Source organism: Photorhabdus sp. RM96S, assembly GCF_042879335.1.
In the GTDB taxonomy this organism is placed as follows: domain Bacteria; phylum Pseudomonadota; class Gammaproteobacteria; order Enterobacterales; family Enterobacteriaceae; genus Photorhabdus; species Photorhabdus kayaii.
This window is the reverse complement of sequence record NZ_JBHFKT010000004.1, coordinates 1-13056: the sequence shown is the minus strand read 5'-3', so window position 1 is coordinate 13056 and position 13056 is coordinate 1. Positions and strand designations below refer to the sequence as shown.

Sequence of the window (13056 nt, the reverse complement as noted above, 5' to 3'; positions counted from 1 at the left end):
ATTAATTACTATTTTATCAATTTAATTTGTACTGGATGATCTAAATCTGCCGGTATAAGTATCACGTACATTCCTATGAGTAATCGCTGATGGTTTAATATCTTGTAATAATACATAGGTATCTCTACCTTGATGTCTCATTGAAACAACTTCGAACGGTGTTTCTCTGGGGAATAGTATTTCTGCTTGCCCCGCTTCTGGTCCATTGGCTCTTATTTTCAATTTTTCAACAAAGCTTTTCCTAGAATCATCTAAATCCATTTTAAATACTTTCTCCGCACTTTCGTTATTATACTTAGATTTTGCTGCCACATTGACACCTGCATTGGTTAAAAATGCCATTTTGACATATCGAGTTTCACTGGTTTCTTTTTTATGCACAAAATTCAGAAAACCACGATGGGCCGATGTTGATAAATAAGCATTATCTGAAACGATATCACCAACGTTGATGCTATTTCCTTCCTGTGGAGAGTGCCAAGGGGAGGGCTTGGAATTATCTATATAGGTCATCACTCGATAAGTTACCCGCATTTGTCTATCTTGCAGGGCAGATAATGAGGAATCTAAATCTTTCACTATCGATGTAATACGGTTTTCTCTTATTGCAGTATTAATTTGCGAGCTATCCGTGGTGTAATCTTTAATTGGGCTAGTATCTACACCGGGATTGTTGGCCAATAATTGATGGGCTTCTTGCTCTGTTTGGGTAGCGATAGCTCTTTGGCGTTTGAAAGTTTGAGGTTTCGCCATTTTTTTATAAACGGCTTCTTCCATTCCTGTAAAGGAACCCTGTTTTATTATCGCTTCTTCTGTTCTGTTGGCTGGAGATAATCCCTGAACATCAAATTGCGTCACCGGGTTATTTCTCACCATGCGATATAAATTCAGTCCATCAATGGTTCCGGCCGGGTCTGCACTTAACCATCTGCCCGCCCACGGTTGGTAATAACGGTAGCCGTAATAATACAGCCCGGTAGCATCCCGCTCTTTACCTGAATAACGAATGGTTTTATAGCTGGCTTCGGTTTGATTCCTTGCTGCCCACAGTGCTGTACCGCCAAATGGATAATATTCTTCCTCACTGATAATTTGTCCTTCGCTATCTAATTCAAGTTGGCTGGAACCGATAAGATTATCGTAGCTGTAACGAAGTTGATTGTTGTTGATATCTTCGGGTTTTCCGCTCTCCCAATGTAATACCCGGACTTGCGCACGACCAGCTTTACCGAGTGTGATAACTTGCAAATATTCCGTGGTAGTACTGCCATGTTGGGTTGTGCGTAGTTCTAGCCCCGGCAGATAAGTGACTCTTTGCTGTTGCGCGATATTCTGAGTTTGTTGTTCATTCACTTTTAGCTGTCGTGTGCCGTTGCTATCGTAGCGATACCACTCATTTCCTGCGCTACTGTTGACTTGTTTCAATTCGCCTCGCGGTGTCCATATTAGAACTTGACCGGATAATAAGTTGGTTTGATGGCCTCCCGCATCAAATAAGGCATCAACTTGGGTTGGATCTTCGGTCAGTGTGCTTAATACGGCACGGTTGCTGTAATTAGAAACCGTTATATTCGTCGTGTAGTTATTTTGCGTGGCAGGTGAACTATGCTGAATTTCCATCAAATTGCCGCCACGGTCATAACTATAGGTGCGGGTGTAGTTAGTGTAGGTGTTGTTATCAGCAGGTAGCGCAGGGGAGGGTAGTGGGTTATTTGGCTGACCTATATTGGCCATTTCACATCCGGTGGCACTGATAAGCTGATACAGGGAATCATAGGTATAGCTATTCTCCGGGATGACTTTTTGATTGCGCCAAAAGCGGGTGGCTTCCGCATCGTTACGGATATTGATCACATTGCCTACCGGGTCATATTGATAGCGTAGGTCTTGCAACACCTTGGCGTCTGATGGACGGTGAGTGGTAATGCCGATAAGCCGCTGAGTTTCCGGTTCATAGTTGTATTCGGTAATAATGCCGTTACCGTGCTCTTCGCGTAATTTTTGTCCGGCGGCGGAGTAGGTCAGCGATTTGATAATTACTTGTTCGGCCTGACCTTTTAATGTTAGCCAGCTCCCTTTTAGCTGACCGGCCACATCATAGGCTTGCCGCTGAATGTTGCCTTTAGCATCGGTCTGGGTAAGTAAAGCCCCGGTGGCATCGGTTTTATTTTGGGTGGTATAAACATCACTACTCAGTTTTTGCTGCCAGAGGTTCTGGTCTTCACCTGTCCAGTCGGCATCTTGGTTATCGACGAGCAGTTGTTGAGATTGTGATAAAACGGTGCCGGTCAGGGCAAGGCTGTTGAGTTGAGTGAGCCCTGCGGTATCGTAATGGCGGACACGCTGACCAACAAGGTTGTACTCTTTTTCCTGCGGCGTATTGCCGGCCCAGATAAGACGCTCGGTTGTTTTCTCTTCTGTCTGTGCTTGTTCGGTGATTGCGAGTAGGCGACCGGGTAGGGTGTTATCTTCATAAAGGTGATTTTGGCGGACACCGGTTGCGCTGATGGTCAATACCGGGCGACCTTCAATATCGTTGAGGGTAATTGTTCGGCCAGCATCGACGCTCTCTGTTCGCAGGATATTGCCGGTCAAATTATGCTGCCAGATAAAATTCGGTTGTACGGCGTTGTTAGTCTGCTTAGCATCATACAGGCGAGGATCAATGCTTTGGTTCAAATATCCGCCGGCATTATATTGATGGCGAGTAATACGCGGATCGGTATTTGCTTCTGCGGTAGCGCGGTGAAAACTAATATTACGGATAGCGAGTCCACGGTTATCGTGAACACTGACGGTCGGCGTATGGTGATAAAGTTTAGGGTCAATGTTTTTCATCGTCATTTACTTCCTTTGTTATGTTGAATAATTTGTGCAATTGTTATTTTGTCTGCATTACAGTGAACTAATGTTAAATTCAATCCTGCTATATAATAGGGATAATTTTTCTATTCAGGTAATTGAAATAACAGTGGCATGTAAGATGATTTTTAATAACAGGCCCTGATTAGGGCCTGTGGCAGGTGATGGCTATTCGAGAATAGTGTAACGAATGTGCAGAATAATGTCGGTCAGCATCTGTAATATGGTTTTTTGTTTACTGGTGGCATTGGGGAAACTTAGCGTTAATGTTCCCTTGTCATTAATATCGATTCCTTCAAACGGCAGGAATTTGCCATCGTTGAAATCGAGTTGGAATTGACCATTGTCATTCAGGCCGTGGGAGACCGCCAAGGCTTTACAACCTTTAGCTAAGCCGGTGGCGTCACCACCATAAGACAGAACCGCTTGAACATCTTGATAGGGTCCCAATAGTGACGGTAAGGAGACACTAATTTGTTTAATGCGGCGTGTTTTGCCTAACTGCATCTCTTCCGGGTAATCATCTTTGAGTTTCAGGTCTTGCAGGGTTAGCGTCGCGGATAGCGTATTGTTGGTTAATTTCAATTGATTACTGTCATTACCGACGGAAGTCTCTTTATCTTCTTGTAGCAACGCTTCAATTTTATCTTTCAATGTAAAGCTTTTTCCCTCTAAGGATTGGTACACCTGCGCCAGAGAAACCGTGCGTTCCACTTCCAGCGCACGTTGTTCTTGTTTCAGGTGCGCATCTTCCATTTGGGCCAGATTCAACATTAAGGTTTCTCCGGCAAGCAGACCGGCATAGGTTCCTTGCCAGGCTCCCGGTTTAATAAAGCGTGCAGAGGTATCATTGGTTTCCCAACGGTAAGCTTGTTCTGCCATCAGACAACGGGCGACGACTAAATCGTGAAATTGGAAGTAAATGGCAGCTAACCGACCACGTAACCAGTTGTACAGCGCTTGATTGCTGAATTTTCGTTGCAGGAAAGCCAGTTGAACTTGAGTTTGTTCCTGTTGGGTTTTCAGGCTGGTTTTTTGTAATACCGCTGCTTCGCGGCGTACCGTTAGCGATTTAAGTTGAGCATCGATTTGTTTCATCTCTGCTTCGGCATTATTACGCTGGATTTCCCACTCTTGACGGCGACGGCGCCATATTTCAGATTGAGAGACTTTCTCCGCTTCAATTAATAGACCGTCTGCGGCGATCCCGCCGCCAATAGCAATGGCATTGGCAATTGCCCCAAAGCGCGTTCCCCCGACCGCAAAGCCGTAGATGTTGGGTACCATCTCCAGTGCGGCGGCAGCCATATGCAAGCCTTTCAATCCGGCGGTAATACTTTGGGAAGCTATTCGCATATCCAGAGCTTGACGTTCACCGGCGTTGACATCTTCATCGTATAACTTGCTGTAGTTGTTAAAGCGCGATTGTGCCCCGGCTTTGGATTTTTCCAGCACGGTTTTTTCAGCATCTATTTCTTCGATGGTTTTGTCCTGAATGCTTAGCGTCGTTAATATCAGCTCCTTGGCTTGATTTTGCAGCAGAGCATTTAGGGCCTCAGCATCTTGGCGTTCAATAATATTTTGCAACGTGGAACCGAACTGTGTGAGTTGAGTGACCATGCTACGGGCATTTTCTAGCATATGCGGGAAGCGCCACAGTGACATAAATGGCTGTGGAAGCGAGCCGCCGCCTTGAGACGTAGCAACGGCAGCGCTGAGTAACGCTTTCGGCTCGGCCGGTGTGGCATACATCGGCAGATAGAGCGGTTGACCATCGATGGAGAGATTATGACGCAAGTTATACAGGCGCAGTTCCAGTTTGTTCCAGTAGCTCAGCATAACGTCGTTGATTTGTGGCAGGAAAAGATCGGTCAGGGTATTAGCGGAGCGCAATGATAATGATGGTATTTGCGTGCCTTGCCGTAGGGTGGTTATTGCGTAGGAATATGCTTTTTGTGTGGTAGTACTTGCGGCATTGTCCAGACGTGGATCATTCCATGCGGAACTCAGCGGCAGATAGGGTTTCTCACCTAATAGGTGCAGCGCTTGCATATACCACATTTTGGCCTCATTCAGCGTATCCCGCTCCAGTTGGCGATAGGCGTGATCGCCACGAGCCATCAACAGATCGAGAGTGCGCATAAAGGTGGCTACTTTATAGTGCATTGGATCGTGCTGTGCCACCGCGTCAGGATCGACGGAATCCAAAGGATCACTGTTCCAACTGGTGTTTTCCAATAACGGGCGCACATTCCAGCGATAGTTTTTAATTTGACCACGAATAATATAACCGGATGGGCTCCAGACATATTTCAGCCAACGGTTGGCTTCATCAAAGTTTTGTTCATGTAGCAAACGCTGAGCAACCAGCATCGGGGTATAGTAGAACAGTTCCCAGAAATAGAGACTGTTAGCGCCGCTGAAATCCATTGGTTCTGTGAAAGTGGGCACGACTCTGGCTGATTTAAGTCCTGAGAAAGTACCTTTGTTATGAGTTGTATCGAATATAGCGGGTTCATTATTATCCTTTTTAACAAAGCGAATAGAATTTGTTTCTTCTTTTTGATAAATAGCATAGACATAAAGATTATCTTTATTCCCAAAAGCATCATCAAGCCGGGGTAAAAATAATCTTATTGTCGTTTGTTTAATGCCGCTTAATGTTCCTTGATAAATTGTAAAATGATCATTTGATTCAAAAACATGAGAAAACATAATAGTAAAGGATTTATTAGTGCCGTGGATATCAGGATTATATTTATCCATAACGATTTCTATATAAGCCCCTATTCCCATCATCGGTTCCTGAATATTCTGAGTTTCCATACTTAGAATTGTATCAATACCCGTAGTGGCGCGTTCAACTAATTGGCGAGCAAATAGGGTATTAAGACGAACGCGATAGGCTCCCCATTGCATATATTGAGCGCCATTCTTGTCATGAAAAAGAGTTAGAGCTTTATCGTTTTTAACCTTTTGGATAACAGGGATATTGAAAGTTTCATAGCCCAGTTTGTGTCCATCCTCTGCCAGTGCGGTAAAAGTGACATCAATACTGGCTGAGTTATTAATAAATTTCAAATCAGAACTCTCTATTTCGAGAGTATTAAATTGGTAACACATTTCTTCAAAGCTAGGTGATGGCTGAGTGGAGGCATCCTTATCTGCTGTAAAATTTTTCTCTTTGGTGCCCGCTCTTATTGTTACCTGAACTTTTACCGGGGAAATTGCAGTATTGATATCTATTGATCCACTAATATCGGTGGCAATCTGGCCCTCTTTATCTTCCATATAGAAATATGCTTTAAATAGATCTGCATTATTAATCGTATCGATAATACAATCTTGGTTACTACTTGTAGTTGCGGTTATTTCTTCTTTAGTTGTTGGGAACCAAGCCCTTACAGTACCAGTTGTATTGCTCCTATAAAATAGCAGACGTCCTTTATCATTATTGCGATATTGATAAACGGGATAGATAAGTTTATCATTTTTAGAGTGATTTGGGTTTTTATTTATATTTGTATAAATAATAAATTTATCTCCCAGTTTTCCATATTTCTTTATCAGGTCACACTGAATACGTTCTCGGCCTTCTTTTCCATCATGAATTATTCTTAATTTTGGTGAAAGATAGATTTTTAAATCACTTGATGCAACTTGGTAATTGATAACTATACTTCCGCCGTATACTTGGCTGAGATTATATTCCCCCCAATCATGGCTATTGCTATGATTCATCAATGAAGGGATTTCATAATCTTCTGCATATCGGTTATTTATTCTTATGACACTATTAGTATCGAAATGTGTATAACTATTATCTCGATAAGAGTTGCGTTGTTCATTGGTCATATCTATGGAAGACATATCGGAGAAAATATATAATCCTTGCATTGGCGCAGTTTTATAATCATCCAATTTATCTTTTTTTCTATAAAACATCACCAGCAAGGTATCTTCCCCTTGATAACCTGCACAATAGAGTCCAGGAGCTTGAGATTTTGTCAGTTCTAAAGCGAGTATTTTTTCATTTACATCAAAAATGATTGGCACATTCCAGGTACCATCATAACGAATATGAGCCAATTTTAATTCATAGTGATAGTCTGTAGTGACTTTATTATCCTCCTTTTGTTTAGCTGTTTCCTTTTGTTCCAGCCAAATCAGATATAAGCGGGATTTATAGATAACTGGGCGGATGGTGCTTTGGTAGGGATTAATTGCGCAATCAATTTTATTCCATTCACTCCAGGCATTGGCGGAGAATTTACCGTCGTTGAATTTACTGTGATCGACGCTGCGCCAGTAATATTGATTAACTTCTGTTTTACTGTGTCCGATAAAATAGGTCAGCCCTTGGTCATTATTAACGTTATCATGATAAGCACTAATGACTTCCAAATTAGCGACTTGTTCAAATGAGGTTAGGTAAGATTTAAATGCGTCTTCTACTGTATCGGCATTTAATTGGCTCTGGCTGACGGATTGTAGTAGCGTATCCATCATTTTCGTTTGCCCGATACGCATCGTCGGATCGATATAATTTTCAGGATAATAGGCTAATTGTGAAACGCCAGCCCAGGTGCTGTAACGTTTATTATATTTATCCCAATCGATAAAAAATTGACGGGTTATAACATCAGAAACGGCGTGGGTTTCTACATTTTCCAGCGCCCGGTTGACATACAATTGGATACTGGCAATGGCTTCGGCAATACGTGTGGTTTTTATTGCAGCGGAAACTTGATTATCAATCAGTAAATATTGGTATAGATCGTCACGGCTTTTAATTGATGCTGCCCGATTAGCGATCTTGCCAATATAATAATTGCTTAATGCAGAACTGCGAGATTCATCTAGGAATACGTGTAGGGTATGAGTTTGTTTAGGATCTAACCCGGCAGTTAATACCATAGCTGCGCTTTCCCATTGGGTATAGGTCGGTGTTTTTTGAGTCGGTTGTATATAATCCAATGCTATCAGGGATGAAATACCTTGTGGGGAGATATTCAAATTACTGGCTACATTGGCCCATTGCAGAATAATGTCGATAGATTGCCAATTGGAGAATGCATTTTCTTTAGTAACTTGGTTGTAATTTTGTGCTTGAATATTGGCTTGTTCCAGTAAATTAGCGTCAATATTCATGGCGTTAGCTAATTGTTCCGCGGTTAAGGTTTTATTTTCAAAAGCCGTTAGAATAGAGGAGGCTTTTTCACCTAGGGAATTAACCCAATTGGCAAAGCGGGTTAGGATGATTAATGTTGGTGCATTATGGGCTGGTATCGCTTTATCAGATTCATCAGAAATACCAAAAATAGTTGGCTTTTCGATAAATAGACGGAAAGCGTTTTCGTTAATGCCGGAAGAACGATAAATCATTGTCAATTGTGCCAGACAGTGACAGTACTGAATAATTTGTTCCTGCATTTCTGGCGGTTTTGATAATTCTGAAATGTCTTTATTTTGTAACCAGTTCCAGAATTTTTTTGCCGTTATTTTATTTTCGTTTGGTTTTATCTTATCAGCCCAGAGAAGAATAGAATGTGCGACATTTTCAGACGGTAATTGTAGCGTTGCGGCAATATAAGGTGCTATGGCAGCCAGAAGATCTGTTTTCTCTTTGTCAAAATTCTGCAAACCATTGTAGACCGTATTTAGTAAGTTTCGAATTTCAGGCGTTAGCGTTTTGTCATAGTTGGTGGTGGTCATTAAAAATAACTGATAGACACTCCACTTTTGTGTATGCAACCAATCGCTTAGGGTATCGAGTTTGTTAATCAGTTCCTGTAAGTTTTCATCATCAATTGTATAGAGATCTCTCTTATCTTCACCGATAGTCATCAGTAACAAATACAGTTCATCAATCGTTAATTGATGAATATCGGCCAGTAGTTTAGTCATATAAAGATTGGAAAGATTATTTATATTATTAGCAATTTTTCCATCTTTATTTTCATGATTAGCAATATGGAGCAATCGATAAAGAGAAATATCATCGACATTAAAAGCACGTTTAAGTACTGTTTTGTGCCAATTATTGGTGCTATTCAGATTTAAGTCAATGTCGGTATTTCCAACAGCAAAATATTGCCCGTTGAGTGGTGGGGTATTAAATAGGCGATCAAATTGGCTAGGTTGATTACGATAGGAATTCTGTGAAATAGGTGCGTTACATAGTATTAAGGCAGTTTCAGTATCAATGTTGTATTTCTTCATATAGTATTTAACTAGAAAGATTTTTCCTAATACCGTTGGGTTAATACTCTGTTCTGGAACAATTTCATCTATTTTTAAAAATGGCAGGTTTACGGCTCGTGATAATAAAATAATTTTATTGATTTTTAGTAAATGTATTTTCTGAGCATTCAGTTCATTATTTGGATATTTGTGAATAAATTGGCTGAGCTCTTCATCACTAAAATTATAATAACTTTTCAGATATTCTGGCATTGCCAGCCAGGTAGGGTCAATATCGCCAAAGTTCTTTTTATAAATTTCATCTGCATTAGCCTCGGTAATCTCTTCCGTCAGAATATTAAGCAGCTCTGGTGAGATAGAGTTATTAATTCCTAGCAGTGAAGCTTGATGCATTAATCCGGCAACAGCGGGTGATTTCTGAAATTGCTCAAGTTTAGGATCTTGTAATTGGATAGCTTTACGCACATTTTCGTAAGCATCATGATAAGGTATCGTGCCGGAAGGACGGAAAGTGGATAACATTTCCATCACTTTAGTATCGCTGTCCAGATTAGACTTATTAGCTTTAATTCCTTTCAACAAAATTTCATTAGACAGAGAAAGCGTGGAAAGCTCGGTGTCCATATTTTGCTGATTGAGCTCCATTGATTGGAGATCTGGTCGGCGTTCATCCAGATGATAAACGGAGTCGCTGGCATGTAAATTACGTGCTTCACGATAGAGTTCAGTTAAATAAGCGGCGGGGGAGAACATAGAGGAAACCGAACCCGGCGCCACATATTGGCTGGCTCGGCTACCGAATTCATTATTGTAGCTTCTCAATTCAGCATGAGGGAGGGTAATACCGAGGTGCACTGCATTTTGTAACTGTGGGTTAGCGCGTTTGAGAATACGTGCTTCATATAATTGATTCTCTTTTTGTTCCTGTTGTGCATCACAATATAAACGGTTGGTCTCTGACCAAGAGAGATGATCAGAGACTTGCTGGCGGAATTCATTAAAAGAATAGTGGCAAATATCGGTCAGACAATTAATACCACATTGGCTTTGTAATACATCAGGTATCTCTTTATTCACGTATGCGTTCATGTTTATTCCTTTTAAATCATAAGGTAAATGAAACATCCGTGTGATCTCTGTACCATTGATACAATAAAAGAATGATTCCGTTCTATGGGAAGATGAGGATAATCACTATGTCACTGTTTTCTTCAAATAGCTGTTGCAAAAAAAGCAGCCGCAAAATTTGCAATTGGTTTTTGATTAAAGCTGGATGTGGAAAATCAGTAAAGGCCAGTTTTTTTATATATCGTGGACTGATTCTTTTGGGAATGGGGTTGCATTCTTCATTATATTTACAATAACTTAATCTTTTATTGAATTTGTAACACTTCCTTACAAAATCTACTTTTTGTAAATTTAAGAAAATGAAAATTTTTCTTGCTATTTGATGATGATTTAATAATCATAACTTAAGTTCCATCATATTGGATAATATGAGGGAAATCTCAACTCCTGTTCCCTTATTCAAAGGGATTAATCGATGGGAATACATTTCGTCTTCCTGTTGTTCAACTCGCTATTACTCACGGCATAAACGGTGTTTCTTATCTGTGGTAATAGGATTTTTACTATCTTGTTTCTTTAGTGACGCAATCAATCACGGCTATTCCCGACAGGATATTGATGCTGATGAAGGTGATTGATAGCCGGGCGGGGAAATAACGTTAAAAGAAGGAAGTAAAACTAATGGCTATATCAGATCCACGCTTATGCTTTGATTGTAAACGGTTTCTGAAAAACTGGGTGGAATTTCAGTTGGTGGATGAACAGGGAAAACCGCTGGTCAACATGCCTTATCGCCTGATCAGTCGCGGAACCCCAGGTTATGTACGCCAGGGGACAACCGACGGTTTCGGTGTGCTCAGAGAAGAGGATCTGTTGCCTCATCCGGTGACGCTATATATTGATGCTCAGCCGCTAGCCGATGAGATGGAACAGCGTCCGTTGCGGGAAATACGCGGGGAAGAGGCTTCGGTGGTAAAACCACAAGCAGAAGCCGAAGGCCATCAATATCGCTATGTGACTATCGGGCAGATTAGTGATAGGTTGCCGGTGATTAAAGATTGGAAAGATTCTAAAGATATTCCACCGCCTTATCATTTCCCGGACCCGGAACCAAAAGGCTATCGGGTTCATCCGTTAAATCGTCGTTATGTTCTGGAGGTGTGTCCTTTCCGGGCTTGGGTTTTGCAACTACATCACCAGAAGGAATATTCCATTGTGAATGCCTATAACCAGTGTTTGATGAGCGTATTGGCCTATGCTGGTAAGGATGTTGATGTTGAAGGCTCTGTACTTCACTTTTTTAACCGGCAAATGGTGGATGTCTCGAAGCTGCCTTATCGGGTGGAAAAAATGTCAGCAACGCCTGTAGTTTATGATGTGCCGTTCAGTGGACGTTATACTCGGGTGGAGTTTATTGATTCAAAAACGGCAGACAATAAACAGGGTGATACCCGACTGTTTTATATCGCCAGCAACAGTGATGTTCTTGTTAGCTGGCGGGGCACAGCCAGTCTGACGAATGACCTGACTGATATTACCTTCCAACCCTTAAGCTTAAGTTGCGATGATGAAAAAGCCCTGTGCAGCGGGTTTATTCACCGTGGCAAAGTTCATAAAGGATTTTGGGATGCATTCAGTCTGGTTGGAAAGTTAAAAGTCCCTGGAGAGAAAACTAAAGAAGTATTCGGCGATATTCTGGATTTGGCTGCAAGAAAAAGGTTATTTATCTGTGGTCACAGTCTGGGAGGTGCATTGGCATTACTGCACAGTGCACAATTGAAAGAATACCATCCCTGTCTCTATAGTTACGGGATGCCAAGAACATTAACCCGCAGTGCAGTACAGGAATTATCTTCTATTATCCATTTTCGTCATGTTAATGAAAATGACCCCATTCCTTTGGTACCCTTTGAACAGGATATGGATAATGTTTTCTTCAATTACTGGACGTTGGCGGGGTATGACTGGGAAATCATGAAATTATTGTCACCCTCACCGATTATTCAGGCAATTAAGCAGGCGACAGCCAGTAAAGAAATTTATCTGCATCATGGCAAAGTGATTCATTTTTTAAAAGCCAGTGCCTGCCCGGAATGGCTGATTGCCGCCAGTAATGTGTCACTGATAACCAGATTGAGTGCAGAGGAAATATTAAGTAATACGACAAAACTGTATTTAATTCCTGAGCTGGATAAAGAAACAGAACACTTTTTCTCTCAGGCCGGTGAACAGCAAAATGTCTTGTTTAATCAGCTAAGCCCGCAAGAACAGGATAAACTGTTTGATGAAAATAAAAATCCTGAGTTAAAAGATAGAGTAAGTATTCTTAATCACAGTTCATATAAATATGCCGGTTATATTGATGCACGTCTTAAAGAGTTATGCGAACCGGATAAAATGACGGCTTATCAGGACAGTCAGCGTCAATTTAAGGAGAAAATGGATGTTTATAAGAGACTGATCCCAGATGCTGTTTACTACCGTAATCTCTGTTTTCTGGAAATGGATAAACAGTTAATAAAATCATTGGCCGTCAGTCAGCAGGAAGAAAAAGGGAAACTGGCTTTACAGTACTACTGCGATGATAAGGAACTTTCAGTATGAGGATATTCAAAGTCACGTTGTTGTTATTACTGCTGTCTTTTATTTACTGGTCGATGGGCGATACCTTTTTTAACTGGCTATTTCCTTTTTCATCTCAGGGAAAGGGGCCGTGGATAACAGTGGAAGGCGTCATGCCGAAATACACCGAGCCGTATGTAGCGGCAAGGTATATCAGGGCAACCGCATGAATGATTAAATATCACTCACATTAGCAAAACCCGCCTGTAATACTCGCTCCAAAAATTGGGTTTTCATCCATATTCGTCTACGCTTCGCTTTAATGCTTAATTGACTCGTTTCTTTTTTCAGCATGTTTAA

The 13056-nt window shown here is 41.3% G+C and carries 4 protein-coding genes and 1 pseudogene; 2 read left to right on the top strand and 3 right to left on the bottom strand.

Translation table 11 applies throughout. From position 1 onward, the window contains the following. Positions 1-21: 21 nt before the first annotated feature. Together ACGF49_RS03275 and ACGF49_RS03270 are read right to left on the bottom strand one after the other, a co-directional pair. Positions 22-2838 carry an RHS repeat-associated core domain-containing protein gene (locus ACGF49_RS03275; protein ID WP_387489610.1) on the bottom strand — a complete coding sequence of 939 codons (2817 nt, stop codon included), beginning with the start codon at positions 2836-2838 and terminating at the stop codon, positions 22-24. A 192-nt stretch (positions 2839-3030) separates the two neighbouring features. Continuing rightward, positions 3031-10155, bottom strand: a complete 7125-nt coding sequence (locus ACGF49_RS03270) for a neuraminidase-like domain-containing protein (RefSeq protein ID WP_387489607.1) — start codon at positions 10153-10155, stop codon at positions 3031-3033. 660 nt (positions 10156-10815) lie between these two features. Between ACGF49_RS03270 and ACGF49_RS03265 the strand changes: the two genes are divergently transcribed. Together ACGF49_RS03265 and ACGF49_RS03260 are read left to right on the top strand one after the other, a co-directional pair. Next, complete coding sequence (locus ACGF49_RS03265; RefSeq protein WP_228903168.1) at positions 10816-12738, top strand: lipase family protein; 1923 nt, start codon at positions 10816-10818, stop codon at positions 12736-12738. Beyond that, positions 12735-12926: a hypothetical protein gene (locus ACGF49_RS03260; RefSeq protein WP_228903169.1), complete on the top strand. Its 192-nt coding sequence runs from the start codon at positions 12735-12737 to the stop codon at positions 12924-12926. Before ACGF49_RS03265 ends, ACGF49_RS03260 begins: the two co-directional genes overlap by 4 nt. A gap of 4 nt (positions 12927-12930) precedes the next feature. On the opposite strand, the pseudogene ACGF49_RS03255 reads toward ACGF49_RS03260, so the two are convergent. Further along, positions 12931-13056, bottom strand: a pseudogene (locus tag ACGF49_RS03255) (ISAs1 family transposase); the annotation flags it as partial.